The following is a 25,311-nucleotide window of genomic DNA, read 5'->3' on the forward strand; positions in this document are numbered from 1 at the left end:
ATGGAATTCCGCCGACTCGGCCGCAGCGGTCTGACGATCAGCGAGATCGCGTACGGAAACTGGCTCACCCACGGCTCCCAGGTGGAGGAGGACGCGGCGCTCGCCTGCATCCGGGCCGCCCTGGACGCCGGCATCACCACCTTCGACACCGCGGACGTCTACGCGCAGACGCGGGCAGAGGCAGTGCTCGGACGGGCCCTCAAGGACGAACGCCGCGAAGGGCTGGAGATCTTCACCAAGGTCTACTTCCCGACCGGACCCGGGCAGAACGACCGGGGGCTCGGCCGCAAGCACATCATGGAGTCGATCGACAACTCGCTGCGCCGGCTCCAGACCGACCACGTCGACCTCTACCAGGCGCACCGCTACGACCACACCACGCCGCTGGAGGAGACGATGGAGGCGTTCGCCGACGTCGTCCGCTCCGGCAAGGCGCACTACATCGGCGTATCGGAGTGGACGGCCGGGCAGCTGCGCGCCGGGCACGCGCTGGCCCGCGAGCTTCGGGTGCCGTTCATCTCCAACCAGCCGCAGTACTCGGCGTTGTGGCGGGTCATCGAGGACGAGGTGGTGCCCGCGTCCGAGGAGCTCGGCATCGGCCAGATCGTCTGGTCGCCGATCGCCCAGGGCGCGCTCACGGGCAAGTACCGTCCCGGTGCGCCGCTGCCGGCGGGCTCGCGTGCGACGGACGACAAGGGCGGGGCCGACATGGTCGCGGACTGGCTGCGCGACGAGGTGCTGGAGCGGGTGCAGCTGCTGCGTCCGCTGGCCGAGCAGGCCGGTCTGAGCATGGCGCAGCTCGCGGTCGCCTGGGTACTGCAGAACTCCAACGTCTCCGCCGCGATCATCGGCGCCTCCCGTCCCGAGCAGGTGACGGAGAACGCCGTGGCGGCCGGTGTGCGGCTGGACGCGGACCTGCTGAGCGCCGTCGACAAGGCGCTGGAGCCGGTGGCGCGGCGCGATCCCGGGCTCACCGCCGGCCACAAGGAGAACAGCTGACGTGACAGCGGCGGGGCCCGGCCGGATTCCGGCCGGGCCCCGCCGCTGTGCCGGGTCACATCCGGGTGTGCAGTTCGGCAGTGTGCTCGCGGACCTGTTCCGGGGCGAGATAGCTGTCCGTGTATTCGAAGTCGCGCAGGGTGGCGGGTTTGCGGGACTGGAATCCGGTACGGACGAAGTCGTCGCCCGCGGCCGCGTTGATCAGCCAGTTGGTCATGACCCTCGCCTTGGCCACGTTGGTCCGCAGCGCGGACCAGTGGTAGCCGCGGGCCACGGCCTGGGCGCCGATCCCGTGCATCTCGATGCCGAGCGGCTTGGAGACGGCGTCCTTGCCGCCGAGGTCCACGACGAGCCCGAGGTCCTTGTGGACATACGGCTGGAGCGGCTGGTTGCGGAGGGTGGCCAGCAGGTTGTCGGCGACCTTGCGGCCCTGGCGCATCGCGTGCTGCGCGGTGGGCGGGCAGACCGCGCCGTCGCCCTTGACCAGGTCCGGGACGGCAGCGGCGTCACCGAGGGCGAAGATGCCGTCGTGGCCGGGCAGGCTCATGTCGGGCGTCACCGCCAGCCGGCCGCGCACCGTCTCCGCGTCGAAGGTGGCGACCAGCGGGCTGGCGGTGACGCCCGCCGTCCAGATCAGAGTGCGGCAGGGCAGCACGCGTCCGTCGGTGAAGGTCACCTTGTCGGGGCCCGCCTCGGCGACCGACACCCCGAGGGACACCTCGATCCCGCGCTCGCGCAGCACCTTCAGCGCGCTCTCACCGAGCTTGTCGCCCAGTTCGGGCATGAGCTTGGGGGCGATGTCGATCAGATGCCATTTGATCAGCTTGGGGTCGAGCCTGGGATAGTGCCGGACGGCGTTGGTGGTCAGCCGCTGCAGGCAGGCCGCTGTCTCGGTACCCGCGTACCCGCCGCCGACCACGACGAACTGCAGCCGCGAGGCCCGCTCCTCCTCGTCGTGGCTGGCGTCCGCGAGATCGAGCTGCGCGATGACGTGGTCGCGCACGAAAGCGGCCTCCGCCAGGGTCTTCATGCCCCGGGCGTTGTCGAGCAGCCCGGGGATGTCGAAGGTGCGGGTGACGCTTCCCGGGCTGAGCACGATGTAGTCGTAGCGCTCGTTGACGACCTCGTCGGTGATCTTGCGGATCACGCAGACCTTCGCCAGCGGGTCCACTCCGATGGCCCCGCCGGGAATGATCCTGGTGCGGTGCCGGCTGCTGCGGCGCAGTGACACCGCGACCGACTGCGGGGTGAGGACGCCCGAGGCCACCTGGGGCAGCAGGGGCAGATAGAGCTGGTAGGAGAACGGGGCCACGAGTGCGATGTCGGCCTCGCCGGGACGGAGCCGGCGTTCCAGACGGCGTACGCACTCGACCCCGGCAAAACCGGCTCCGACAACGAGAATCCTGGGTCGTGCCACAGTGTTCGTCCCTTCTCGGGGTCATGGACGGTCATCCGTTCGCCTGCCCCGTCGCACGCGCACGTCACCTCCCATCTTCACGAGACAGCGGTGACTTCGCCTGCTGGGGCGGCAGAACGGACGACCGGTACTTCACCTGACCAGGTACGTCACCACCGTGCAGGCGCCGCCGGCCGTCCCCAGACAGACCACGGCGGCGGCCGCGACGCAACGCGCCCGCAGCGTGCGGTAGCGCCGGCTGTACTCACCGCGCAGCTCGGTGGCGCGGGCGCAGACGCGGAGCAGCATGACCCGCGAGGCCTCGGCCCGGTCGGCGGCGTACACCCGTTCCACGTCCTCGCGCTGGGCGGTGGTGAGCCAGGGCAGCTCGTCGGTGAAGCAGCGGGCGTACCGGCGCGCCTGCTCGATCTCGGCGTTCCACAGCAGATAGCCCTCCATCTGGGCCAGCCCGCGGGCGCTGTCCTTCTCGGGGTCGATGAACACCCGGTCCTCCTCTCCGCCGGCCGGCCCGCTCACGCCTGCTTGTCCCCCGGAGCGACCGTGACCGAGCGGTCGAGGCGGTTGGACGCGTCATCGAGCTCGCGCACGGAGGGGTGGTGCAGGTCGAACGCCGGGGATTCGGAACGGATCCGGGGCAGCGTGACGAAGTTGTGCCGCGGCGGCGGGCAGGAGGTCGCCCACTCCAGCGAACGGCCGTAGCCCCACGGGTCGTCGACCTCGACCTTCTTGCCGTACTTGGCCGTCCTCCACACGTTGTACAGGAACGGCAGCATCGAAAGCCCGAGCAGGAACGAGGAGATCGACGAGATGGTGTTCAGGGTGGTGAAGCCGTCCACGGCGAGGTAGTCCGCGTAGCGGCGCGGCATGCCCTCGGCGCCCAGCCAGTGCTGCACCAGGAACGTGCCGTGGAAGCCCACGAACAGCGTCCAGAAGGTGATCTTCCCGAGCCGCTCGTCCAGCATCTTGCCGGTGAACTTCGGCCACCAGAAGTGGAATCCGGCGAACATCGCGAAGACCACGGTGCCGAAGACGACGTAGTGGAAGTGCGCGACGACGAAGTACGAGTCGGAGACGTGGAAGTCCATCGGCGGCGAGGCGAGGATGACGCCGGTCAGGCCGCCGAAGAGGAAGGTGACGAGAAAGCCGATGGACCAGAGCATCGGTGTCTCGAAGGAGAGCGAGCCCTTCCACATCGTGCCGATCCAGTTGAAGAACTTCACCCCGGTCGGCACGGCGATGAGGAACGTCATGAACGAGAAGAACGGCAGCAGCACCCCGCCGGTGACGTACATGTGGTGGGCCCACACGGTCGCGGACAGACCCGCGATGGCGATCGTCGCGCCGACCAGGCCGATGTAGCCGAAGATCGGTTTCCGGCTGAAGACCGGAATGATCTCGGTGACGATCCCGAAGAACGGGAGCGCGATGATGTAGACCTCCGGATGGCCGAAGAACCAGAAGAGGTGCTGCCAGAGCAGCGCGCCGCCGTTGGCCGCGTCGAAGACGTGCGCGCCGAATTTGCGGTCCGCCTCCAGCGCCAGGAGCGCGGCGGCGAGGACCGGGAAGGCCAGCAGGACCAGGACGGCGGTCAGCAGGACGTTCCAGACGAAGATCGGCATGCGGAACATCGTCATGCCGGGTGCGCGCATGCAGACGATCGTGGTGATGAAGTTGACCGAGCCGAGGATCGTGCCGAATCCGGAGAGGGCCAGACCCATGATCCACATATCGGCGCCCACGCCCGGCGAGCGGACCGCGTCGGTCAGCGGGGAGTAGGCGAACCAGCCGAAGTCGGCGGCGCCGTTCGGGGTGAGGAATCCGGCCACCGCGATGACGGAACCGAAGAGGTAGAGCCAGTACGCGAACATGTTCAGCCGCGGGAACGCCACATCGGGCGCACCGATCTGGAGCGGCATGATCCAGTTGGTGAACGCCTGGAACAGCGGTGTCGCGAACATCAGCAGCATGATCGTGCCGTGCATCGTGAACGCCTGGTTGAACTGCTCGTTCGACAGGATCTGCGTGCCCGGACGGGCCAGCTCGGCACGCATGACGAGCGCGAGCAGACCGCCGATGAGGAAGAACGCGAACGAGGTGACCAGGTACATCGTGCCGATCGTCTTGTGGTCAGTGGTGGTCATCCACTTGATGACGACGTTTCCCGGTTCCCTGTTGTGTACCGGAAGCTCGTTGGCGTAGGACTCGTCGTCCTGCGCCGTCCCTGTTGTGCCCGTCGTCGTCACTGGGACGCTCCTTCGATTGGTCTGCCGCCGGTGGACCGCGCACCCGGCGTGGCGCCGCCTCCACCGGGGTCGGCCGAACGGCCCTCCCCGCACGTCACGCGCGATTCCGGTTGCAGCAAACCAGCCGGGTGGCCGCCCGGGGTGGCCCTGCGCCCGCCGTGGCGCGACATTCACCCGTCAGGGTGTCCCCCGAGGCACTTCGCGGCACCGGTCCGCCGCCGGAAACGGCGCCGCCCCGGCTCGACGGTGTGTCGGCCGGGGCGGAACGGTCACGCGCGGTGCGGGTGGGGGGAGCGACTGGGCCTCTCCCCCGTCCACGGCATCCGGTCAGACGAGGCTCGCGATCGCCTGGTTGAACGTGGCCGACGGCCGCATGACGGCCGAGGCCTTGGCCGGGTCGGGCTGGTAGTAGCCGCCGATGTCCACCGGCTTGCCCTGGACCGCGACCAGCTCGTCGACGATGGTCCCCTCGTTCTCGGACAGCGTCTTGGCGAGCGGCGCGAAGGCCTCCGCCAGCTTGGCGTCGGCGGTCTGCCGCGCCAGCTCCTGGGCCCAGTACAGGGCCAGGTAGAAGTGGCTGCCGCGGTTGTCGATGCCGCCGAGCCTGCGGCTGGGCGACTTGTCCTCGTTCAGGAACGTGGCCGTCGCGCGGTCCAGCGTGTCGGCGAGGACCTGGGCGCCGGCGTTGTCCGTCGTCTGCGCGAGGTGCTCGAAGCTGACGGCGAGGGCGAGGAACTCACCCAGGCTGTCCCAGCGCAGGTAGTTCTCCTTGACGAGCTGCTGCACGTGCTTCGGCGCGGAACCGCCGGCGCCCGTCTCGAACAGACCGCCGCCGTTCATCAGCGGGACGACGGAGAGCATCTTCGCGCTGGTGCCCAGCTCAAGGATGGGGAACAGGTCGGTGAGGTAGTCACGAAGCACGTTGCCGGTGACCGAGATGGTGTCCTCGCCTCGGCGGATGCGCTCCAGGGAGAACGCGGTGGCCTTCACCGGCGACATGATCTCGATCCGCAGACCGTCGGTGTCGTGCTCGGCCAGGTACGTCCTGACCTTCTCGATGAGCTTGGCGTCGTGCGCGCGGTCCTCGTCGAGCCAGAACACGGCCGGGTTGCCGGTCGCGCGGGCGCGGGTGACGGCGAGCTTGACCCAGTCCTGGATCGGCAGGTCCTTGGCCTGGCACACCCGGAAGATGTCGCCGGCGCCGACGGCCTGCTCCAGCACGGCGTCGCCGTTGCCGTTGACGACCCGCACCGTGCCGGTGGTGGGGATCTCGAAGGTCTTGTCGTGGCTGCCGTACTCCTCGGCCTTCTGCGCCATCAGACCGACGTTGGAGACCGAGCCCATCGTGGCGGGGTCGTACGCGCCGTTGGCCCGGCAGTCGTCGATGACGACCTGGTAGACGCCCGCGTAGCTGCTGTCGGGCAGCACGGCGAGGGTGTCGGCCTCCTCGCCGTCCGGGCCCCACATGTGGCCGGAGGTGCGGATCATGGCGGGCATCGAGGCGTCCACGATGACGTCGCTGGGGACGTGCAGGTTGGTGATGCCCTTGTCGGAGTCGACCATCGCCAGGGCGGGGCCCTCTGCGAGCTCGGCCTCGAAGGCGGCCTTGATCTCGGCACCGATGTGCGGCACCGAGTCCAGGCCCTTGAGGATGCCGCCGAGGCCGTCGTTCGGGGTCAGGCCGGCGGCGGCGAGCGCCTCGCCGTACTTGGCGAAGGTGTTCGGGAAGAAGGCGCGGACCACGTGGCCGAAGATGATCGGGTCGGAGACCTTCATCATGGTGGCCTTGAGGTGCACCGAGAAGAGGATGCCCTCCTCCTTGGCGCGGGCGACCTGGGCGGTGAAGAACTCGCGCAGCGCGGCGACGCGCATGACCGCGGCGTCGACGACCTCACCGGCGAGCACGGGGACGGACTCGCGCAGCACGGTGGTGGTGCCGTCGTCGCCCACCAGCTCGATGCGCAGGCTGCCGGCCTCTTCGATCACGACGGACTTCTCGGTGGAGCGGAAGTCGTCGACGCCCATGGTCGCGACGTTCGTCTTCGAGTCGGCCGTCCAGGCGCCCATGCGGTGCGGGTGCGCCTTGGCGTAGTTCTTGACCGACGCGGGGGCGCGGCGGTCGGAGTTGCCCTCGCGCAGGACGGGGTTGACCGCACTGCCCTTGATCTTGTCGTAGCGCGCGCGGGCGTCCTTCTCCGCGTCGGACTTCGGGTCGTCCGGGTAGTCCGGGAGCGCGTAGCCCTGCTCCTGGAGCTCCGCGATCGCGGCCTTCAGCTGCGGGATCGACGCCGAGACGTTCGGCAGCTTGATGATGTTGGCGCCGGGGGTGGTGGCCAGCGCGCCGAGCTCCGCGAGCGCGTCGTCGATGCGCTGGTTCTCCTGGAGGCTGTCGGGGAAGCTGGCGATGATCCGGCCCGCCAGGGAGATGTCACGGCTCTCCACGGTGACCCCGGCCTTGGAGGCGTAGGCCTCGATCACCGGCAGGAACGAATACGTCGCCAGGGCCGGGGCCTCGTCGGTGTGTGTATAGATGATGGTCGAGTCAGTCACCCTGTGCTCCGCTCCACGTCTGCAACATTGCTTGACATCAAGATATCTCGTGATCGCGGCTGCCTCGACAGGGCCCTGCCCCGCACGGGCCGGAACCCGCCGCACCGCCGCGCGGCCCGGCGGCCGGCGCGTACGCCGCCGGGCTTTGCCTTTGATTTGCCGTATCGCCGCGGCCCTGGCAGCGTGCGGCGGTATGAGTGGCGGTATGAGCGCGGAAAGCGAACACGGCGACCCGGCGGCGCTGGCGGTGCGGCTGCGCGAGCAGAAGAGCCCGGAGGCCCACGAGCGGCTGCTGGCACTGGCGGCGCGCTGTCCCGAGAACGCCGCGGTCGCCTACCAGACCGCCTGGTCGCACGACTCCCTCGGCCTGGAGGCGCAGGCCGTGCCGTTCTACGAGCGGGCACTGGCGGTTCCGGGGCTTCCGGCCGAGGACCGTCACGGGGCCTTCCTCGGCCTCGGCAGCACGCTGCGGGTGCTGGGCCGCTACGAGGTGGCGCACGGGGTGTTCCGCCGCGGCCTGGAGGAGTTCGCGCACGATGCCTCGCTGCTGACCTTCCTGGCGATGACCCTGTACAACCTCGGTGACTCCCGCGAAGCCGTACGGACCCTGCTCAGGGTCACGGCGGCCACCAGTGCGGACGGCCGGGTCCAGTCGTACCGGCCGGCGATCGAGTACTACGCCGACCGCCTGGACGAGACGGAGTAAGGGCGGCGGCTGTCAGGGCCGCCCCTCCCCCGGGACCTCCTCGCCGGCCGGCACCGGCCCCGGCGGGGTGCCGTCGCCGAAGGGCCGCCCGCCCAGCTGTTCGCGGTGGTGCGGGGACAGCCAGCCCGACAGGTCGGGGCCGACGGGCACGATGCCGGTGGGGTTGATGCCCGTGTGGACCCGGTAGTAGTGCTGCTTGATGTGGTGGAAGTCGACCGTGTCCCCGAAGCCGGGGGTCTGGTAGAGGTCCCTGGCGTAGGCCCACAGGACCGGGTCCTCGGTCAGTTTCGAGCGGTTGCACTTGAAGTGTCCGTGGTACACGGCGTCGAAGCGGACGAGCGTGGTGAAGAGCCGGATGTCGGCCTCCGTGATGGTGTCACCCACCAGGTAGCGCCGGTCCGCGAGCCGCTGGGAGACCAGGCCCAGGCGGCGGAACACATCCGCGTACGCGGCCTCGTACTCCGGCTGTCCGGCCGCGAACCCGGCCCGGTACACGCCGTTGTTCACGTCGCGGTAGACGCCCTCCATGACCTCGTCGATCTCCTCGCGCAGCGGCTCGGGGTAGAGGTCGGGCGCCCCCGGGCGGTGCAGCGCGGTCCATTCGGTGGCGAAGTCCAGGGTGATCCGCTGGTAGTCGTTGGTGACGAGCTCGCCGCTGGGGATGTCGACGACGGCGGGGACGCTGACTCCGCCGGGGTACCCGCTCTCCCGCTTGTCGTACGCCTCGCTGAGGTACTTGATGCCGAGTACCGGGTCCCGGTCGTCCTCGTCGAGCGTGAAGCGCCAGCTGCGGTCGTCCTGCAGCGGGTCGGTGACGGCGAGCGAGAGCGCGTCCTCCAGCCCGAGCAGCCGGCGGGAGACCAGGGCGCGGCTCGCCCAGGGGCAGGCACGGCTGACGACCAGGCGGTAGCGGCCTGCCTCGACGGGCCAGCCGTCCCGGCCGTCGGCGGTGATCCGGTCGGCGAAGTGGCTGCGGGAACGCTTGAAGGGCTTGTGTCCGTACTCGTTGTTGCCGTCCGGTTCGGTGCTGGCGGGATCGTTCATGGTGTCTCTCCCTGCGGCAGGGCCTGAGGACGTGTGCCGGATCAGGCCGGGTTCGCGGATTGCGATCGTAGTGACGGCGCCTCACGGGGCGGCGGACTGCCGGTTACGGTTCTTCCCCCGCCGTCCCCCGCCGACGTCGGCCAGGGCCACGACCAGCCCGGCCACCACGAAGGCGACGGAGACGATCAGCCCGTGGTCGTACGCGCTGGACCAGCCGGCCGAACCCATCCGGGCGAAGAAGACCGAGCCGACGGCGGCGATCCCGATCGCCGAGCCGACGCGCTGGCCGGTCTGGAGGGTGCCACCGGCGCTGCCCGCGGTGGCCACCGGCACCTGGGACAGGGTCAGGGTCTGGTTGGGCGCGATGACCAGGCCACTGCCCAGACCTGCCAGCAGCAGCGGGGCTGCCATCGCCCAGCCCGCGCCCCTGCCCGGCACCAGGTGGACGGCGAGCGCGGTGGCTCCGAGTCCGACGGCCACGGTCGCCATGCCGATGACGACGAGGGGACGCCCGTACCGGCCGACCAGCCTGCCGCCGGGGCTCGCGGCGACGGCGGACCCGAGGGCGAAGGGCGTGATCGCGAGGCCCGCCATCAGAGCGGTGTAATGCAGTCCGCTCTGCAGGTAGAGCGTGGTGATGAAGAAGATCGAGGTGAATCCCGCGAAGTACAGCAGGATCAGCAGGCACCCCAGCCAGTAGGAACGGACGCGGAAGAGCGAGAGGTTCACCACCGGCTGGGTGCCTCTGCGGGAGCACCGGGACTCCCAGCCGACGAAGGCGGCGAGCAGTACGGCGGCCGCGGGCAGGAACAGCCATTTGCCGTCACCCGGCCACTGGCGCGACTGGACGAAGGGCAGCAGCAGCGCCAGCACCCCGGAGCCCAGCAGCAGCACTCCGACCGGGTCCAGGTCCCGCAGCCGCACCGGGCCGGCGGACGGGGTGTCCGGCAGCAGCCGGTGGGCCAGGAGCAGGCAGACGGCCCCGAGCGGCAGGTTGACGTAGAACACCCAGCGCCAGCCCTCCTCCGCGCCGGCCGCCTGGATCAGGAGTCCGCCCAGCAGCGGGCCGACGGCGGTGGAGATGCCGACCACGGTGCCGAACATGCCGAAGGCCCGGCCCCGTTCGCGGCCGGAGAACATCTGCTGGATGAGGGCGGAGATCTGGGGCGACACCAGGCCGCCCGCCAGGCCCTGGACCAGTCGGGCGATCACCAGCCAGATGCTGGACTGGGCGGCTCCGCAGGCCGCGGACGACAGGGTGAAGAGCGCCAGCCCGGCCATGAAGACCTGGCGGCGTCCCCGGGCGTCGCCGAGCCGTCCGGCGGGGATCAGGAAGAGTCCGAAGGCGAGGGCGTAACCGGACAGCACCCACTGCAGGTCGGACTCCGGAGTGTGCAGGCCCTCCCGGATGGACGGCAGCGCGACGTTGACGATCGACACGTCCAACAGGGTCATGAAGCCTGCGACCAGGCACACCGCGAGCGCCCGCCACCGCCGGGGATCGGGCGCGTCCGGCCCGTCGGCGGACTCCGCGCCCCGCCCTCCGGACCCCCCGTACGCCGCACTCTCTGCCATGGCTCGAACCTAGGCCGCACGCCCCGATTCCTCATCCCGGCAGGGCCACCCGGCCGTGCGCCGCGCGCTACATTGGCGCGGTCACCGCTATGCGGACGGGAGACGGACGGCAGACGGAACGGAGCCGGCCGCCGTGCGTGAGCCAGTGTCGAGAACGAGCGTTGGCCGTTCGCACCTGCCGTGAAATATCAAGAAAAAGCTTGCACATACAAGTAATACTCGCCTATGGTGCGGCATATGCAGTCCTACACAATCGGGCAGGCCGCCCGTCTGCTGGGCGTCAGCCCGGACACCGCGCGCCGCTGGGCGGACGCCGGTCGCGTGGCGACCCACCGCGAGGACGGCGGGCGCCGCCTCATCGACGGCCGCGACCTGGCGGCGTTCTCCGTGGAGGTCGCCCAGGGCGGCGCCGGCGAGGACGACGCCTCCTACACCTCGGCCCGCAACGCCTTCCCCGGCATCGTCACCGCCGTCAAGCTCGGGGACGTGGCGGCGCAGGTGGAGATCCAGGCCGGTCCGCACCGGCTCGTGTCACTGCTGACCCGGGAAGCGGTCGAGGAGCTCGGGCTTGAGGTGGGCATGCAGGCGACCGCCCGGGTGAAGTCGACCAGCGTGCACATCGACCGCACCTGACCCGGACACGGCCGGCCGCCCCGGCGTCTGCGGCATGACGAGGACCGGCACCCCCCGGGACACGCCACACCGCGGCAAGGACAGCCCGTCAGTAGACTCGGCCGCGAGCCGCCAACGGTCCCGCCCGGCCCCGACCGCGCAAGGCCGTGCACCACCGGGATCAACGACTCACGAAGCGGCCCCTGAGCTGCGAGAACCTGATCAGGGCGCCACCTGATGGCCCTACCGGGAGGTTTCCGTTGAAAATGCTGATCAACGTCCCCGAGACCGTGGTCGCGGATGCTCTGCGCGGGATGGCCGCCGCCCATCCGGAACTGACCGTGGACGTCGAGAACCGTGTCGTCGTACGGCGTGACGCTCCCGTGGCCGGAAAGGCCGCCCTGGTCTCCGGTGGCGGCTCCGGGCACGAGCCGTTGCATGCCGGGTTCGTCGGACCGGGGATGCTGTCGGCCGCGTGTGCGGGCGAGGTGTTCACGTCCCCGGTGCCGGATCAGATGGTGCGGGCCGCCGCCGCCGTCGACAGCGGTGCGGGGGTGCTCTTCGTCGTCAAGAACTACACCGGCGACGTGCTCAACTTCGAGATGGCCGCAGAGCTGGCAGAGGAGGAGGGGGTACGGGTCGCCCAGGTACTCGTCAACGACGATGTCGCGGTCACGGACAGCCTCTTCACCGCGGGGCGGCGGGGCACGGGGGCGACGCTGTTCGTCGAGAAGATCGCCGGTGCGGCTGCCGAGGAGGGTGCTCCGCTGGACCGGGTGGCGGCGATCGCGCGGCAGGTGAACGAGTCGTCGCGCAGTTTCGGGGTGGCGCTGACCTCCGTGACCACGCCCGCCAAGGGCTCACCCACCTTCGATCTGCCCGCGGGCGAAATCGAACTCGGGGTGGGGATCCACGGTGAACCGGGGCGAGAGCGGCGTCCGATGATGACGGCACGGGAGATCGCGGACTTCGCGGTGGACGCGGTGCTGGAGGACCTGCGGCCGCACGGTCCGGTGATCGCACTGGTCAACGGGATGGGGGCGACACCGTTGCTGGAGCTGTACGGGTTCAATGCCGAGGTGCAGCGGGTGCTGTCCGAGCGGGGCGTCGCCGTGGCTCGTACGCTCGTCGGGAACTACGTGACCTCGCTCGACATGGCGGGCTGTTCGGTAACGCTCTGCCAGGTGGACGAGGAGCTGGTGCGGCTCTGGGACGCGCCGGTGGAGACCCCCGCACTGCGCTGGGGCCGTTGAAGCTTCCCGCTCCGGCTTTACCGCGCACCGTGCCACACCCGATGGACCCGAGGAGATCATGTGCTCGACACCGACTTCTTCCGCCGCTGGATGACCACGACCGCCGCCGCCGTGGAACGCGAGGCGGCGAATCTGACCGACCTCGACTCGGCGATCGGGGACGCCGACCACGGAAGCAACCTCCAACGCGGATTCACCGCGGTGACGGCCGCCCTCGACGAGGAACCGCCGCAGACGCCGGGGGCCGTACTGATACGTGCCGGACGGCAGTTGATCTCCACCGTCGGAGGGGCGTCCGGCCCGCTGTACGGGACGCTGCTGCGGCGTACGGGAAAGGAACTGGGTGACGCCCCCGCTGTGAACCGCGAGGAACTGGCGCGGGCGCTCGGGGCGGGCGTGGCGGCGGTGGCCCAGTTGGGCGGGGCCCAGGCCGGGGACAAGACGATGCTCGATGCCCTGCTGCCGGCGGCCGAGGCCCTCGGGACGTCGTTCGAAGCCGCGCGGGACGCGGCGCGGGCGGGCGCGCTGGCGACCGTGCCCCTGCGGGCGCGCAAGGGCCGGGCGAGCTATCTGGGCGAACGGAGCATCGGACATCAGGATCCGGGAGCCACGTCCTCCGCGCTGCTGATCGCCGCGCTGGCGGAGACCGGCGATGCCGCCGGGGGCACCGAATGAGCGCGGACAAGCAGGTCGGGGTCGTGCTCGTCTCGCACAGCGGGCCGGTGGCGGAGGCGGTCGCCGCGCTGGCCAGGGGGCTCGCGGCCGGTGGCGCGACCGCCCCGGTGGCCGCCGCCGGCGGTACGCCCGCAGGCGGCCTCGGAACAAGTCCGGAGCTCATCGCGCAGGCGGCCAGATCGGTGGACGCCGGCGCGGGTGTCGCCGTACTGGTCGACCTGGGCAGTGCGGTGCTCACCGTCAAGGCGATGCTGGCCGAGGGCGACGAACTCCCGGACGGAGCACGGCTGGTGGACGCGCCACTGGTGGAGGGCGCGGTGGCCGCGGTGGTCACCGCGTCGGCGGGCGGCGACCTCGATGCCGTGGCGGCCGCCGCTTCGGAGGCGTACGACTACCGCAAGGTGTAGACCGGGGCCGCCGTGTCGCCGGCGCGGCCCCGGCCCCTTCGCCCACACTTGACGGCATGTCACCGAACGAGCGGCGCAGTGCCGGGCTCCTCCTCTTCCGCACCACCGGGGAATCCGGTCTGGAAGTCCTCCTCGGCCACATGGGCGGCCCGTTCTGGGCGGGCCGGGAGAGCGCGGCGTGGTCGGTCCCGAAGGGTGAGTACGGCCCCGAGGAGGACGCCGGGGCCGCGGCCCGGCGGGAGTTCGGGGAGGAGTTCGGCCACCCGGCCCCGGACGGAGCGTGGCTGGCGCTGGGCGAGTCACGGCAGTCCGGCGGCAAGACCGTGACGGTGTGGGCACTGGAGGCCGACCTCGATCCGGCGACGGCCGTTCCGGGGACGTTCACGATGGAGTGGCCCCGGGGGTCCGGCGTGCAGCGGGAGTTCCCGGAGATCGACCGGTTCGCCTGGTGCCCGCCGGAGGTGGCCGCCGAGCGTCTCGTCAAGGGGCAGCGGGTCTTCGTGGACCGGCTGCGCGACGTGCTGAAGGGCGAGCGGGGGCCGTCCGCGCCGGACGGGTCCTGATCCTCCCGGGCGGAGCGCGGGTTCATCCGTCACCGATTTCGACGAGGTGGCCGGGCGGGCGCGGGAGGGCGGCCCTGCGGCCGGTCCCCCCGTGCCCCCGTCGGTCGGCTCGTCAGCTGGTGTAGGCGCCCGCGTCGATGTCCGCGAGCAGGGACGGGCCTGTGGGCTCCCAGCGGAGCAGTTGCCTGGTCGCGTTGCTGGACGCGGTCATGGTGGAGGCGAAGAAGCCGCCGACGAAACCGAAATGGGCATCCGCGTCCTGTGGGGCGACGGAGTCGGCCGGAAGGCTGAGGCTGCGGCCGATCGCCTCGGCTATCGCCTTGGTGGTGATGGACTCCTCGGCTACGGCGTGGAGGCGCGTCCCCGCAGGTGCCTGCTCCATGCCTAGGCGGATGAGGCGGGCGGCATCACCGCGGTGCACCGCCGACCAAGCGGCCGAGCCGTCACCGATGTAGCCCGAGACTCCCTGCTTGCGGGCGGCCGCGGTGAGGAAGTTGACGAACCCCCAGTCGCCATGGCCGTGAACGCTCGGCGCGAACCGGGTGATCACGGTCCGCACCCCCTGGGCCACGTAGTCCAGGGCGAGGTTCTCGCTGCCGCCCCGGTTGGAGTCCGGGCCGATGGCCGGAGAGACATCGGCCTCCGTGGCGGGCCGGCCCTCGACGAGGCCGGAGAGAGGGGCGGCGACGACGAACGGGCGGTCGGTCCCGGTCAGGGTGTCGCCGAGGACCTGGACCGCGGCGCGTTCGGAGCGGTCGGACTCGGCGGGGTTGCCCCAGTCGTGCTTGTTGGCCATGTGGATGACCGCGTCCGCCTGGGCGGCGCCTCGCCGTAGCGAGGCGAGATCGTCCAGGTCGCCGCGGACGATGCCGGCGCCCTTGGCCGTGAGAGCCTGTTCGGCACGGTCGGACCGGGCCAGGCCGATGACCTGGTGGCCCGCCGAGATGAGTTCGTCGACAACGGCGGATCCGATCCAGCCGGTCGCTCCAGTGACAAACGCACGCATGAGCGTGTCCTCCTTCGCCCCCGAAAGGGGCAGGTGAATGGCGAGATGGGTGGGAGTTCCCTGACCACGACGCAATTGCCCGGTCAGGTGGTGTGAGGCCCTTCCGTTACCGCGGGGCGGTCCGGTGGGCGCGGCGGGCGCCGGCGACGACGAAGGCTCCGGCCAGGAGCACCACGAGGGCCGCGGCGCGCAGCGCGGTGTCGGCGCCGTGGGTGAACGCTTCGGTGACGGCGGTGTGGTCGGCCGGGGCCAGCGCGAGCGCTTCCCGCACCGTATGCGGGAGCGGTGTGTGCCGGCCCAGGTCGGCAGGCAGGTGGCGGGTGAACCCGGCCGTGAGGATGGTGCCGATGACCGCCACGCCCAAGGCGCTGCCCAGTTCGCGGGTCGCGGACTGCAGACCACCGGCGATGCCCGCCCGCTCCACGGGCAGGGCCGCGGCGATCTGAGCAGTCAGACAGGGCGCGGCCAGCATGATGCCGAGCCCGATGACGAACAGGCCGGCCGCGTACACGGGGTAGGCCATGGCCGAGGCGTAGGAGAGGCCGAACAGGCCGGCGCCGGTCAGTGCGAAGGCCGCGGCGAGTGTCGCGGGAACGCCGGTGCGGCGGATGAGCCCGGGAACGTAGCGGGTGCCCACCAGGAGCGGGACGGTCAGCGGGATGACTCCGAGCCCTGCCTGTAGTACGGAGAAGCCGCGCCCGTACTGCAGGAGTGAGGCGTTGACATAGAAGAGCCCGAAGCTTCCGAAGAACGTGATGGTCATGCCGAGGCAGGCGCTGCTGAGCGTCGCGCTGCGGAACAGCCGCGGGTCGAGCATGGGATGGGGGGCCCGCCGCTCGACACGCACCCACCACAGGCTCAGCAGGACGCAGCAGGCGAAGGCGGTGAGAACGACCGTGCTGCCCCAGCCCTGTTCGGGCCCTTCGATGATGCCGGTCAGCAGTGCCACGACAGCTGCCACGAACAGCAGCGTGCCGGGGAGATCGAGGGTGCGCTCGTGCCGGGCGCTGCGCGGTGCGGACCTCGCCGCCCACGCCAGGCAGCAGGCCGCGACGACCGCGACCGCCACGAACAGGGCGCGCCAGGAGCCCGCGCCCAGCACCGCGCCGCCTCCGACGTTGCCGAGCACGCCGCCGGCACCGGTGGCCGCCGCCCAGACGGCCAGCGCGTGAGGACGCCGCTCGGGGGCGGTGGCGTGCAGGAGGATGCCGACACAGTTGGGCAGGACGCAGGCGGCGCCCAGGCCCGTGATGGCGCGCCCGCTCAGCATGATCGCCACGTTCGGTGCAATGGCAGAGACCACGGCGCCGAAGGCGAATATGCCGAGCCCCGTCATGAGGACGCCCTTGCGGCCGAGCTTGTCCCCCACCGCACCGGCCGGGATGACCAGGCAGGCGAAGATCACGACATAGGCGTCGACGATCCACAGCAAATTCGACGAGGTCGGCCGCAGCGAACTCGCGGCCAGCTGCGGCACTGCCAGGTTGATCGCCGCGACAAATCCGACGACCAGGGCGGTACACACGCTCACGCAGGCGAGCACGGAGCCGGACCGCCGCGCCGGGCGCGGCGCGCCCTCCGTTATGGGAGCCATCGCTCTCGATTCCTTCTGGGGTCGAAGTACAGGAAGCACGGCGGGACACCGTCCGCCAGGCCGTTCGCGAGAACGGGTGAGGGAAGGCCGGACACCCATTTACGAGTCACCGTGCACCGTAAAAGTAACACATGCGAGACACCGTGCCTCGTATAAAGTGGCGGCATGAAGGATGGAAGTGGCCGCGGACGGCCCCGCAGTGAGGACGCACGCGCCGCCGTGCTGCACGCCGTCGACGACCTTCTGGTCGAAGTCGGATACGCGGCCCTGACCATGAAGGGCATCGCGGAGCGGGCGGGCGTGGGCCGTCAGACCGTGTACCGCTGGTGGTCGAACAAGGCAGAAGTCCTCTACGAGGCCAGCGCCATCGACGCCCGGCACGAGCTGTCCGTGCCCGTCAGCGACGACCCCCGCAGAGACCTCAAGGCCTATCTCGACGCCCTCGTCACCTTCTTGTCCCGCTCCCACGCGGGTGCGGCCTACCGCGCCCTCATCGGGGAAGCCCAGCACGACACGGACGTCGCCGCGCTGCTCACCTCCCGCGACGTCCTGGGGGAAAGCGCCGGGGCGGTCGTGGAGGCGGCGCGGAAGTCGAGCGGCACGGCCCTCTCGCTCGAACAAGCCACCGCGCTCCTGATCGGTCCGCCCTTCTTCCACATCCTGTCCGGGGGCGGCGCGGACGACCTCGACACCGAGCAGCTCGCGGCGCAGTTCGTGCGCACCCTGAACCATCCGGGGACATGATCCGCCGGCCGGTCAGGGGCCCTCGGCCGGCGCACCCCCGCGGAGTTCGAGCCGGTCGCCGGTGAAGCGGCTGCGGAAGCCTCGGTCGTGCGAGACGACCACGACAGCGCCCGGGTACTCCGCCAGCGCCGCTTCCAGCTCCTCCACCAGGTCGAGGGCGATGTGGTTCGTCGGCTCGTCGAGCACCAGCAGATCGGCGGGGCGGGTGACCAGCCGGGCCAGCGCCAGCCTGCGCTGCTGGCCGGCGGAGAGGTCGGCCACCGGAACACCCAGATCCCCGGGGCGGAACAGTCCGAGGGCGAGCAGCAGGTCGGTGTACTCGTCGGCGGGACCGGGGCGTCCCGCCGCGAAGGTCGCCAGGAGCGTGCGGCGGGTGGGCCGGGCGGGGAGTTCCTGCGGGAGGTACCCGGTGCGGGCCCGGCGGCGCACCGTGCCGCTCTCGGGGGCGAGGTCTCCCGCCAGGATCCTCAGGAGGGTTGACTTGCCGGCGCCGTTGGGCCCGGTGACCAGCAGGCGCTGACCGGCCGCCACCCGCAGTGCGGGCATGCGCAGCCGCTGTCCGACCGAGACGGAGTCGAGCTCGACCAGTGAGCCCCGCGGCGGTTCGCCCCCGTCGGCGAGATCCAGTCGCGCGGTGAAGCGCAGGGGCCGGGGCGGGGCGGGGACCGGGGCCCGGCGCAATGCCTCCAGTCGGGTCCTGGCGGCTCTGACCTGACCGGACAGCTTGGCCTCGTGCGAGCGGCGGTGTTTGCCGAAGCCCTCCCCCGGGTCGCTCCCGGTGCCGGCGAGCCGCCGGCCGGTGGCGTTCACCAGCTCCTCGGTGCGGGCCAGTTCGTCCCGCCACTCCTGATGGTCCTGCGCCCAGCGGTGCCGGGCGGCTGCCTTCGCCGTGCGGTAGCCGTCCCAGCCGTCGCCGTAGGTGACGACGCCTCGCAGGTCGCGGTCCACCTCGACGATGACGGTGGTGGTCCGCTCCAGGAACGCCCGGTCATGGGTGACCACGACGACGGTGCCCCGGTGGGCGCGCAGCTGGTCCTCCAGCCAGGTGGTGGCCCTGAGGTCGAGGTGGTTGGTCGGTTCGTCGAGCAGCAGCAGTTCGGGACCGGACGCCAGCACACAGGCGAGCGCGAGCCGGGACTGTTCGCCGCCTGAGAGGGTGCCGAGCCGGCGCTCCCTGGTGAGGTGCCCGAGTCCGAGGCCGTGCAGCGCCGCGTCGACCCGGGCGTCGGCCAGGTAGCCGCCGCGTTCCTCGTACTCGGTCAGCAGGTCTCCGTACGCGGCGAGCCGGGCGTCGTCAGGGCCGCCGGGCAGGGCGAGTGCGGCTTCGGCGGTGCGGATCCGCCGCTCCAGCGCGCGGAGTCCGGACAGGGCCGTGTCGACGGCGTCCTGAACCGTGTGGGCGGGGTCCAGCGCGAGTGTCTGGGAGAGGTAGCCGGTGCCGCCGGGGAAGCGGACGGTGATCTCGCCGCTGTCCGGTGTCTCGGCGTCGGCCAGCAGCCGCAGGAGCGTGGACTTCCCGGATCCGTTCTCACCGATGACTCCGACGCGGTCGCCGGGCCGGACGGTGAGCGACACCTGGTCGAGGACGGTGCGGTCTCCGTACGCCTTGGAGACGTCCTTCATAGCCAGTTGGGCGCGGTCGTGCTTGGGGGACATGGGTCGCTTTCCCTCGGGTGACATGCCTCCGCGGCCCGTGACCGGGCGCGGCGGGCGGGGATGCCGAACGGGCGGAGGGGCGGTGCCACGCGGGGGCCCGTGCGGGCCGGCTGCGACGCCCGGCGTCGCGCGGGGTGGCGCCCCGGGCCGGAATCAGCGGAAGAAGTAGTACGAACCCATGGGTGTGAGTGTAGGCAGGGGACGGTGGGCTGTCAGGTCACTTTCCGCCCGGTCGGAACCTGGCCGTGTCCGGTCCCGGGCAGCGGCTACGGGGTCTCGCCCTGGGCGGTCTCGATGCCGCTGTGCAGGTCGTGCGTCGCGTCGAGGGCGGCCGCTCCCGAGACGGCCAGGCAGGCGACCAGGGTCGCGGCCGCGGCGCGGCCGATACGCGGGTGCGCGGCGGTCCGGCCGAGCAGGGCGGCGACCCGGCGCGGGACGGGCCCGGCCGCCGCGGCGAGCGCCGGTGCGGGGCGGGGCGCGGCTCTTCCTCCGGCCGTCCGGGCGGCCAGGGCGGCGCGCCCGATGGCGCGGGCGGCGACCGCGCGGTCCCCGACGGCTTGCGCGGCGGCCTCGTCGGCGCAGCGTTCCAGCGCGTATCCCATGGGCGCGCGCAGAGCGCGGAGCGCCGGGTGGCAGCGGGCGGACAGCTCGGCGGCGACGAGGTACAGGTGGTGGCGCCCGGCGAGGTGCGCGCGCTCATGGGCCAGGAGGGCCTCCCGTTCGCCGGGATCCAGGGCCTCCAGCATCCCGGTGGTGACGACGATCCGGCCGGGCCTGCCGGGCCGTCCGGGCAGCGCGTAGGCGTCGGGCCGGGCGTCCCGCAGCACGGCGAGCTCGCTCCCGTCGTCCAGGCCCACCGGGTCGGCGTCCCGGTGGAGCTGGGTCCAGTGCCTGCGCGCCGCACGCGTCACGGCCGCGGCGCAGCCCAGGAGCAGCACGAGAGCGGCGGCAGCGAGCGGAACGGCGAGGGCCGGTTCCGCGTCGGCGAGCGGGCGTACGAACTCTCCGGCGGCGGACACGGCGGACAGCCGGGCGGCGCCGGGCACCACCAGCAGCGCCAGCGCGCACACGGCGCACAGGGCCAGGCCCGCGCCCGTCGCGGTGAGCAGCCGGACGGCCCGGCGGGGCGACAGCGCGTCCGCGAGCCGGCGGGCCGCCGGAACGACGAGGAACGGCACCAGCAGCGGAATCCATACGGCGTAGATCATCCGGCCTCCCCGTCGAGCAGTTCGCGCAGCAGCCGCTCGTCCTCGTCACTGAGCTGCGAGACGAAACGGGCCAGTACGGTGCCTCGGTCCTCGTCCTTGCGCAGTTCGCTGTGCATCCGGCGGGCGGTCAGCCCGGCAGCGTCCTCCGTGGGGGTGTAGGCGAACCCGCGTCCGGACCTGGTGCGGGCGACCGTGCCCTTCTCGTGGAGGCGGGACAGGATGGTGGTGACCGTGGTCCGGGCGAGCTCCGCCCCGATCGCGCCCTGCACCTGGCCGGCGGTGAGCGGTGCGCCCGCTGCCCAGAGGGCCGCCAGGATCGTGGACTCCAGCTCGCCGGACGGTCGCCGCTCCCCCGGTCCCCGACCGGCGTCCGGCGCCTGCGGGGCGGGCTGCCGCCGGGCCGGGGGCGTCTTCCCGGTGCCCGGTCCACCGTGCGGCCGGGGGGCGGATTCTCCGTCGGATATTCCGTTCACCTGTGGCATGGGAACTCTCCTCCCCCTTCGAGCGTCTACAGTGACGTAGACCGTCTACATCACTGTAGTCAGTCGGGTGTTCCACCGGGGCACCCGCTCACCATTATGGGAGACCCTCCACCGTGTCCGTACTCGCACAGGCGGCCATGCCGCAAGCGGTGAACCCGCTGGACGCCGGTTCGCTGCTCGGCACGTTCGGCGCGCTCGGCGTCGCCGTCGTGCTCTTCGCAGAGACGGGGCTGCTCGTCGGCTTCTTCCTGCCCGGCGATTCCCTGCTGTTCACGGCAGGCCTGCTGAGCGTGGACGGGGCCCGCGGCCCCGTCGGGCTGTCACTGCCGCAGGTGCTGCTCGCGGCGGTGGCCGGAGCGCTGCTCGGTGCCCAGACGGGCTACTGGCTCGGCCGCCGGGGCGGCCGGGCACTGCTCGCCCGCAGCCGCTCCGGGCGACTGCGCGAGGGGGCCGACCGCGCCGCGGAGCTGCTCGCCAGATACGGCCACGCCCGTGCGATCGTGCTGGCCCGCTTCGTCCCCGTCGTACGCACGGTGCTCAATCCCTTGGCCGGCGCGCTCTCCGTCCCGGCCAGGGTGTTCGCCCTGTGGCAGGTCATCGGTGGCGTGGTCTGGACGGCCGGGCTGGTCCTCGCCGGATACGCGCTGGGGTCCTCGGTCCCGAACGTCGACCGCTACCTGCTGCCGATCGTCGCTCTCGTGGTCGTGGTCTCCCTCGTCCCACTCGCCGCCGAACTGCTCCGCTCCCGCAAGCGGAACACTGCCGAAGGAGACAACAACTGATGCCGCTCGCCTCCGCGGCCACCTCGATCGACGGTGGGCTGTACACCTGGGTCACCGAGCTCGCCCAGCACTCCCCCGCCGTCCTGGACTCCGCCGTCCGCCTGTGGTCGGACTACGGGCTCGCCCTGTTCGCGGTGCTCATGCTCGCGTCCTGGTGGCGTTCCCGGTCGTCGGACCCCGCGCGAACCGCCATGGCGCTCTGCGCCCCGCTCGTCGTCGTCGCCACGTATCTCGTCAACGACGTGGTGAAGTCCGCCTTTCATGAGCAACGCCCCTGCCACACGCTGCATGTCGTGACGGTGGAGGCGTGCCCGGCGCTCGGGGACTGGTCCTTCCCCAGCAATCACGCCGCCATCGCCGCGGCGGCCGCGACGGCGATCTGGCTGACCGACCGGCGGATCGGAGCGGTCGCGGTGACCGCCGCGCTGTTGATGGCGGCGTCCCGGGTGTGGATCGGCGCGCACTACCCGCACGATGTGCTCGTCGGGCTGCTGATCGGCGCGCTGGTCGCCTGGCCGCTGACCGTCGCGGCCGGCCGCTGCGCCCCGGCGGTGGTCCGGCTGCGGGACAGCCGGCTGCGACCGCTGGTGGCGGTGGGAACAGGCCGCCTCTAGCCTTCTTGGCCGGGTCTCTGGCCTCCTTGGCCAGGTCTAGCCTTCTTGACCGGGTCTAGCCTTCTTGGCCTGGCATGCGGATGACGGCGAGACCGCCGTCGAGGTCCACGGTGGAGCGGTGCGGCGGGGCACCGTCCTCCTCGTCGTCGCGGAGCAGCAGGGCGCTCTGCCGTTCCTTGAGCTCGCTCTGCTTGCCGGGCGAGAAGGTCGCGTGCAGCTGCTCGAAACCGGTCGCCGAGACCTGGCCCTGCCGGGCACTGTTGCGCCACGGCAGCAGTCCGGCCCGGCCCGCGCGAAGCATCAGCTGATCGAGGAAGGCGACGACGGTCAGACCGATCACCAGTCCGGGCAGTGTCATCATCGCGGCGAATTCCATGCGGGCAGTATCCCTCGCGTGCCGCGCGGCGTGAACCCGCCCGCCGCACACGCCCCTGCGGGCCGTCGCGTGGTGCGACGGCCCGCAGGGGCGTGTGCGGTCCGGCTCGGGCGGTCAGCCGTTCTCGGTCGGTCAGCCGTTGGGGAGGATGACGGCCCGGCCGCTGATCTTGCCGTCGTGCAGCCGTTCGTACGCCAGCGGTGCCTCGTCCAGCGAGTACGTCTCGACGTGCACGTCGACCGATCCGGCATGGGCGAGATCGAGGACCTCGGCCAGCTCGGAGCGTGATCCCCAGTACGGGGCGGACACCGTGGTGTTGAACGGCAGGGAGCCGAAGCCCACCGGCAGCGCCCCGCCGCCGATGCCCACGATCGTGACGTCGGAGTCGATGGCGGCCGCGGCGCCCGCGGTGGCCACGGTGGGCGGTGCGCCGACGAAGTCGAGGACGACCTGCGCGCCGACGCCGCCGGTCAGCTCGCGGATCCGCGCCGCGGCGTGTTCGTCGGACAGGACGGTCTCGTGCGCCCCGACGGTGCGTGCGAGGGCGAGCTTGTCCTCGGTGACGTCCAGGGCGATGACCCGGACGGCCGTCATGGCGCGCAGCAGCTGGATCGCCACGTGGCCGAGTCCGCCGGTGCCGATGACGACGGCGGTCGCGCCGGGTACCAGCTTCGGCAGGGACCGCTTGATCGCGTGGTACGGGGTGAGGCCGGCGTCGGTGAGCGGCACGGCCTGGACCGGGTCCAGGTCTCCCAGCGGCACCAGGTGGCGCGGGTCGTCGACGATCATGTACTCGGCCATGGCGCCCGGCGAACCGAGTCCCGGCGGGTTGATGCCGAGCTCCTTGGCGCGCAGGCAGTAGTTCTCCTTGCCCTCGGCACACTTGACGCACGTCCCGCAGCCCCATGGGCCGTAGACCGCGACCGAGTCGCCGACGGTGAGTCCGCCGACCCCGTCGCCGAGTGCGGCGATGGTCCCGACACCTTCGTGTCCGAGGGTGAGCGGCAGCGGGAACGTCAGCTGCTCGGCGGGCCAGCTCATCACCGCGATGTCCGAGTGGCAGACACCTGCGGCGGTGACCTTCAGCAGAACCTGGCCGGGGCCGGGTTCCGGGTCCGGCACGGTGACGACCTCCGGCGCGGCGCCGACGGTGCGGTACTGAACGGCTTTCATGGGTCCTCCTTGACCTCTGCTGTTCTATTTCTCACCCCCGAAGCCCCCGCCCGCCATTCAGGAGGCGGAGTATCCGCCGTCCACGAGGTGGTAGCTGCCGTGGATGAACGAGGCGCGGTCGGAGAGCAGGAAGGCAGCGAGCTCCGCCACCTCCTCCGCGGTGCCGAGGCGGCCGGCCGGGTGCAGCGAGATGAGGTGGTCGCGGGCGGGACCGTCCGTGTTGCGCAGCAGCGGGGTGTCGATAAAGCCGGGGCCGACCGCGTTGACGCGGACGTTCTGTGCCGCGTACTCAAGTGCCGCCGTCTTGGTGAGGCCGACGACTCCGTGCTTGGCGGCGACGTACGCGGGCGATCCGGCGAAGCCGTTGGTGCCGAGGATCGACGACATGTTGACGATGGCGCCACCGCCGGCGGCGACGATCGCGGGGAGCTCGTAGCGCATCGAGTAGAAGACGCCGCTGAGGTTGGTGGCGACGACCCGGTTCCAGTCCTCGACGGCGTACTCGCCGGTCGGGTTGCTCGGCCCGCCGATGCCCGCGTTGTTCACCGCGAGGTGCAGGGCTCCGAACGTGTCGACGGCGAACCGCACGCCCGCCTCGACGGAGGCGGGGTCTGTGACGTCCATCGCGACGGCCGCGGCCCGGCCCCCGGCGCTCTCCAGTGCGGTGACCGCCTTGCGGGCGCTCTCCTCGTCGTAGTCGGCTACGACCACGGACGCGCCGGCGGCGGCAAGCCGGTGGGCGAGGGCCAGTCCGATGCCGGAGGCCCCTCCGGTGACGAGGGCCGTGCGTCCGGCGAATTCCTGCTCGGTGGTGGCGGGGGTGGTGCTCATGATGTTCCGTTTCCTTCCGTGGTGCTGTGTGACGCGGGTCCGGCGGGAATCTGTGCGAACAGTTCCGCCGAAAGAGCGTCGAATGCCTGCTCGACGAGCCGGGGCAGCTCCTCGGGGCAGCTTCCGCGCACCCAGGCGGCCTGGGCGGCGAGGAGCGCTCCCGCTCCGGCGGCCACCGTGACGGCGGGACGGAGGTCCTGCCGCGGGTCGGTGCCCAGCCGCTGCGCGACGATGGCGACCGAGTCCTCCTGGGCGTCCACCCGGATGTGGTGGAACGCCGCGTAGAGGGTCGGCTCCCGCTCGGCGAGGACCAGCAGTTCGAAGATCCTCGGGCGGCGGTGCCAGGCCTCCGCCCCAGGGTCCTCCAGCCAGTCCAGGACGGCCCGGCGGTAGGCGGTGAGCGGCGGTTCGCCGGCGGGACGGGCCCGCAGGGCGTCGTTGATCCGGTCGCCGTCGCCCCGGACCGAATCCAGTACGGCGGCTTCCTTGCTGGTGAAGTACCGGCTGAAGGTGCGGCGGTCGACATCCGCGTGTTCCGCGATCTCCTCGACCGTCACTTCCCTCAGCCCCCGGTCGAGCACCAGCTCGAACGCGGCTTGGGCCAGTGTGTCCCGGGTCCGGCGGGCCTTGCGGCTCCGCCTCTCCGGGGTCTTCCGTTCCCGGTTCATACCTGCACCGTACACCCAATAATGTCCCGGTGCGACAAATGCCCCTCCGGGACATCCGGAGGGGCTCGGTACGGCTGTGACACATGGGGATTGCGGGCCGGCGGGCAGCTGGCCCGCGGCATCGGAGCCGGGT

The 25,311-nt window shown here is 71.6% G+C and carries 25 protein-coding genes; 10 read left to right on the forward strand and 15 right to left on the reverse strand.

Features of this window, described 5'->3' with window-relative positions; translation table 11 throughout:
- Positions 1–999: an aldo/keto reductase family protein gene (locus ACZ601_RS14440; protein WP_440573879.1), complete on the forward strand. Its 999-nt coding sequence runs from the start codon at positions 1–3 to the stop codon at positions 997–999.
- Between the two features lie 55 nt (positions 1,000–1,054).
- Here the strand turns inward: ACZ601_RS14440 and ACZ601_RS14445 are convergent, their stop codons facing one another.
- The 4 genes from ACZ601_RS14445 to ACZ601_RS14460 all read right to left on the reverse strand — a co-directional run bounded on the left by ACZ601_RS14445 (position 1,055) and on the right by ACZ601_RS14460 (position 7,209).
- Entirely contained in the window at positions 1,055–2,416 is a 1,362-nt protein-coding gene (locus ACZ601_RS14445) for an NAD(P)/FAD-dependent oxidoreductase (protein ID WP_469537216.1), read from the reverse strand.
- Positions 2,417–2,548: 132 nt separating this feature from the next.
- Positions 2,549–2,893 carry a hypothetical protein gene (locus tag ACZ601_RS14450; RefSeq protein ID WP_469537613.1) on the reverse strand — a complete coding sequence of 115 codons (345 nt, stop codon included), beginning with the start codon at positions 2,891–2,893 and terminating at the stop codon, positions 2,549–2,551.
- Positions 2,894–2,928: 35 nt separating this feature from the next.
- A complete protein-coding gene (ctaD, locus tag ACZ601_RS14455) occupies positions 2,929–4,659 on the reverse strand; it encodes an aa3-type cytochrome oxidase subunit I (RefSeq protein WP_469537220.1) in 1,731 nt (576 codons plus the stop codon).
- Positions 4,660–4,986: 327 nt separating this feature from the next.
- Positions 4,987–7,209, reverse strand: coding sequence for an NADP-dependent isocitrate dehydrogenase (locus ACZ601_RS14460; RefSeq protein WP_469537223.1), 2,223 nt, complete (start codon positions 7,207–7,209; stop codon positions 4,987–4,989).
- A 205-nt stretch (positions 7,210–7,414) separates the two neighbouring features.
- Between ACZ601_RS14460 and ACZ601_RS14465 the strand changes: the two genes are divergently transcribed.
- Positions 7,415–7,915 (forward strand): tetratricopeptide repeat protein, encoded by a 501-nt coding sequence (locus tag ACZ601_RS14465; RefSeq protein WP_469537226.1) that lies wholly within the window; start codon positions 7,415–7,417, stop codon positions 7,913–7,915.
- A gap of 12 nt (positions 7,916–7,927) precedes the next feature.
- Here ACZ601_RS14465 and ACZ601_RS14470 read toward each other — a convergent pair whose 3' ends face one another.
- Positions 7,928–8,959 carry a glutathione S-transferase family protein gene (locus ACZ601_RS14470; protein WP_469537228.1) on the reverse strand — a complete coding sequence of 344 codons (1,032 nt, stop codon included), beginning with the start codon at positions 8,957–8,959 and terminating at the stop codon, positions 7,928–7,930.
- A gap of 81 nt (positions 8,960–9,040) precedes the next feature.
- Complete coding sequence (locus ACZ601_RS14475) at positions 9,041–10,534, reverse strand: MFS transporter (protein WP_469537231.1); 1,494 nt, start codon at positions 10,532–10,534, stop codon at positions 9,041–9,043.
- Between the two features lie 237 nt (positions 10,535–10,771).
- Between ACZ601_RS14475 and ACZ601_RS14480 the strand changes: the two genes are divergently transcribed.
- The 5 genes from ACZ601_RS14480 to ACZ601_RS14500 all read left to right on the forward strand — a co-directional run bounded on the left by ACZ601_RS14480 (position 10,772) and on the right by ACZ601_RS14500 (position 14,044).
- A complete protein-coding gene (locus tag ACZ601_RS14480) occupies positions 10,772–11,167 on the forward strand; it encodes a TOBE domain-containing protein (protein ID WP_123467041.1) in 396 nt (131 codons plus the stop codon).
- A gap of 245 nt (positions 11,168–11,412) precedes the next feature.
- Complete coding sequence (gene dhaK / locus ACZ601_RS14485; protein ID WP_469537234.1) at positions 11,413–12,399, forward strand: dihydroxyacetone kinase subunit DhaK; 987 nt, start codon at positions 11,413–11,415, stop codon at positions 12,397–12,399.
- A gap of 60 nt (positions 12,400–12,459) precedes the next feature.
- Positions 12,460–13,074 carry a dihydroxyacetone kinase subunit DhaL gene (dhaL, locus tag ACZ601_RS14490; RefSeq protein WP_469537236.1) on the forward strand — a complete coding sequence of 205 codons (615 nt, stop codon included), beginning with the start codon at positions 12,460–12,462 and terminating at the stop codon, positions 13,072–13,074.
- The gene (locus ACZ601_RS14495) at positions 13,071–13,481 is read left to right on the forward strand and encodes a PTS sugar transporter subunit IIA domain-containing protein (protein WP_469537239.1); all 411 of its coding nucleotides are present in this window, start codon (positions 13,071–13,073) and stop codon (positions 13,479–13,481) included. The genes dhaL and ACZ601_RS14495 overlap by 4 nt, the downstream gene beginning before the upstream one ends.
- 56 nt (positions 13,482–13,537) lie before the next feature.
- The gene (locus tag ACZ601_RS14500) at positions 13,538–14,044 is read left to right on the forward strand and encodes an NUDIX hydrolase (protein WP_469537242.1); all 507 of its coding nucleotides are present in this window, start codon (positions 13,538–13,540) and stop codon (positions 14,042–14,044) included.
- Positions 14,045–14,156: 112 nt separating this feature from the next.
- On the opposite strand, the gene ACZ601_RS14505 is transcribed toward ACZ601_RS14500, so the two are convergent.
- Both ACZ601_RS14505 and ACZ601_RS14510 read right to left on the reverse strand, forming a co-directional pair.
- Positions 14,157–15,050: an SDR family oxidoreductase gene (locus ACZ601_RS14505; protein ID WP_469537244.1), complete on the reverse strand. Its 894-nt coding sequence runs from the start codon at positions 15,048–15,050 to the stop codon at positions 14,157–14,159.
- A 106-nt stretch (positions 15,051–15,156) separates the two neighbouring features.
- A complete protein-coding gene (locus tag ACZ601_RS14510) occupies positions 15,157–16,644 on the reverse strand; it encodes an MFS transporter (protein ID WP_469537247.1) in 1,488 nt (495 codons plus the stop codon).
- Between the two features lie 165 nt (positions 16,645–16,809).
- On the opposite strand from ACZ601_RS14510, the gene ACZ601_RS14515 reads away from it, so the two are divergent.
- On the forward strand, positions 16,810–17,388 hold the full coding sequence (locus ACZ601_RS14515; protein ID WP_469537249.1) for a TetR/AcrR family transcriptional regulator: 579 nt from the start codon (positions 16,810–16,812) through the stop codon (positions 17,386–17,388).
- 12 nt (positions 17,389–17,400) lie between these two features.
- On the opposite strand, the gene abc-f is transcribed toward ACZ601_RS14515, so the two are convergent.
- The 3 genes from abc-f to ACZ601_RS14530 form a co-directional block, all read right to left on the reverse strand.
- Positions 17,401–19,044 (reverse strand): ribosomal protection-like ABC-F family protein, encoded by a 1,644-nt coding sequence (gene abc-f / locus ACZ601_RS14520; protein ID WP_469537252.1) that lies wholly within the window; start codon positions 19,042–19,044, stop codon positions 17,401–17,403.
- Positions 19,045–19,310: 266 nt separating this feature from the next.
- Positions 19,311–20,252: a M56 family metallopeptidase gene (locus tag ACZ601_RS14525; RefSeq protein WP_469537255.1), complete on the reverse strand. Its 942-nt coding sequence runs from the start codon at positions 20,250–20,252 to the stop codon at positions 19,311–19,313.
- A complete protein-coding gene (locus ACZ601_RS14530) occupies positions 20,249–20,581 on the reverse strand; it encodes a BlaI/MecI/CopY family transcriptional regulator (protein ID WP_440576189.1) in 333 nt (110 codons plus the stop codon). The genes ACZ601_RS14525 and ACZ601_RS14530 overlap by 4 nt, the downstream gene beginning before the upstream one ends.
- A 290-nt stretch (positions 20,582–20,871) precedes the next feature.
- Here ACZ601_RS14530 and ACZ601_RS14535 point away from each other — a divergent pair, with 290 nt between their 5' ends.
- Together ACZ601_RS14535 and ACZ601_RS14540 are read left to right on the forward strand one after the other, a co-directional pair.
- On the forward strand, positions 20,872–21,516 hold the full coding sequence (locus ACZ601_RS14535; protein WP_469537615.1) for a DedA family protein: 645 nt from the start codon (positions 20,872–20,874) through the stop codon (positions 21,514–21,516).
- Entirely contained in the window at positions 21,516–22,130 is a 615-nt protein-coding gene (locus ACZ601_RS14540) for a phosphatase PAP2 family protein (RefSeq protein ID WP_440576177.1), read from the forward strand. The genes ACZ601_RS14535 and ACZ601_RS14540 overlap by 1 nt, the downstream gene beginning before the upstream one ends.
- 55 nt (positions 22,131–22,185) lie before the next feature.
- Here the strand turns inward: ACZ601_RS14540 and ACZ601_RS14545 are convergent, their stop codons facing one another.
- The 4 genes from ACZ601_RS14545 to ACZ601_RS14560 all read right to left on the reverse strand — a co-directional run bounded on the left by ACZ601_RS14545 (position 22,186) and on the right by ACZ601_RS14560 (position 25,178).
- The gene (locus ACZ601_RS14545) at positions 22,186–22,506 is read right to left on the reverse strand and encodes a DUF6191 domain-containing protein (protein WP_469537258.1); all 321 of its coding nucleotides are present in this window, start codon (positions 22,504–22,506) and stop codon (positions 22,186–22,188) included.
- Between the two features lie 132 nt (positions 22,507–22,638).
- Entirely contained in the window at positions 22,639–23,679 is a 1,041-nt protein-coding gene (locus ACZ601_RS14550) for an NAD(P)-dependent alcohol dehydrogenase (RefSeq protein WP_440576178.1), read from the reverse strand.
- Between the two features lie 57 nt (positions 23,680–23,736).
- Positions 23,737–24,510, reverse strand: a complete 774-nt coding sequence (locus ACZ601_RS14555) for an SDR family NAD(P)-dependent oxidoreductase (RefSeq protein WP_440576179.1) — start codon at positions 24,508–24,510, stop codon at positions 23,737–23,739.
- A complete protein-coding gene (locus ACZ601_RS14560; RefSeq protein ID WP_073737986.1) occupies positions 24,507–25,178 on the reverse strand; it encodes a TetR family transcriptional regulator in 672 nt (223 codons plus the stop codon). Before ACZ601_RS14560 ends, ACZ601_RS14555 begins: the two co-directional genes overlap by 4 nt.
- Positions 25,179–25,311 lie beyond the last annotated feature (133 nt).

It is taken from the genome of Streptomyces sp. NPDC104307 (assembly GCF_055584045.1).

What these genes read in the sequence shown, in the direction of transcription:
- ACZ601_RS14440 (WP_440573879.1), top strand. Translation starts at nt 1, where the DNA reads ATGGAATTCCGCCGACTCGGCCGCAGCGGTCTGACGATCAGCGAGATC.
- ACZ601_RS14465 (WP_469537226.1), top strand. Translation starts at nt 7,415, where the DNA reads ATGAGCGCGGAAAGCGAACACGGCGACCCGGCGGCGCTGGCGGTGCGG.
- ACZ601_RS14470 (WP_469537228.1), bottom strand. Translation starts at nt 8,959, where the DNA reads ATGAACGATCCCGCCAGCACCGAACCGGACGGCAACAACGAGTACGGA.
- ACZ601_RS14475 (WP_469537231.1), bottom strand. Translation starts at nt 10,534, where the DNA reads ATGGCAGAGAGTGCGGCGTACGGGGGGTCCGGAGGGCGGGGCGCGGAG.
- ACZ601_RS14480 (WP_123467041.1), top strand. Translation starts at nt 10,772, where the DNA reads ATGCAGTCCTACACAATCGGGCAGGCCGCCCGTCTGCTGGGCGTCAGC.
- dhaK (WP_469537234.1), top strand. Translation starts at nt 11,413, where the DNA reads ATGCTGATCAACGTCCCCGAGACCGTGGTCGCGGATGCTCTGCGCGGG.
- ACZ601_RS14495 (WP_469537239.1), top strand. Translation starts at nt 13,071, where the DNA reads ATGAGCGCGGACAAGCAGGTCGGGGTCGTGCTCGTCTCGCACAGCGGG.
- ACZ601_RS14500 (WP_469537242.1), top strand. Translation starts at nt 13,538, where the DNA reads ATGTCACCGAACGAGCGGCGCAGTGCCGGGCTCCTCCTCTTCCGCACC.
- ACZ601_RS14505 (WP_469537244.1), bottom strand. Translation starts at nt 15,050, where the DNA reads ATGCGTGCGTTTGTCACTGGAGCGACCGGCTGGATCGGATCCGCCGTT.
- ACZ601_RS14510 (WP_469537247.1), bottom strand. Translation starts at nt 16,644, where the DNA reads ATGGCTCCCATAACGGAGGGCGCGCCGCGCCCGGCGCGGCGGTCCGGC.
- ACZ601_RS14515 (WP_469537249.1), top strand. Translation starts at nt 16,810, where the DNA reads ATGAAGGATGGAAGTGGCCGCGGACGGCCCCGCAGTGAGGACGCACGC.
- abc-f (WP_469537252.1), bottom strand. Translation starts at nt 19,044, where the DNA reads ATGTCCCCCAAGCACGACCGCGCCCAACTGGCTATGAAGGACGTCTCC.
- ACZ601_RS14525 (WP_469537255.1), bottom strand. Translation starts at nt 20,252, where the DNA reads ATGATCTACGCCGTATGGATTCCGCTGCTGGTGCCGTTCCTCGTCGTT.
- ACZ601_RS14535 (WP_469537615.1), top strand. Translation starts at nt 20,872, where the DNA reads ATGCCGCAAGCGGTGAACCCGCTGGACGCCGGTTCGCTGCTCGGCACG.
- ACZ601_RS14540 (WP_440576177.1), top strand. Translation starts at nt 21,516, where the DNA reads ATGCCGCTCGCCTCCGCGGCCACCTCGATCGACGGTGGGCTGTACACC.
- ACZ601_RS14545 (WP_469537258.1), bottom strand. Translation starts at nt 22,506, where the DNA reads ATGGAATTCGCCGCGATGATGACACTGCCCGGACTGGTGATCGGTCTG.
- ACZ601_RS14550 (WP_440576178.1), bottom strand. Translation starts at nt 23,679, where the DNA reads ATGAAAGCCGTTCAGTACCGCACCGTCGGCGCCGCGCCGGAGGTCGTC.
- ACZ601_RS14555 (WP_440576179.1), bottom strand. Translation starts at nt 24,510, where the DNA reads ATGAGCACCACCCCCGCCACCACCGAGCAGGAATTCGCCGGACGCACG.
- ACZ601_RS14560 (WP_073737986.1), bottom strand. Translation starts at nt 25,178, where the DNA reads ATGAACCGGGAACGGAAGACCCCGGAGAGGCGGAGCCGCAAGGCCCGC.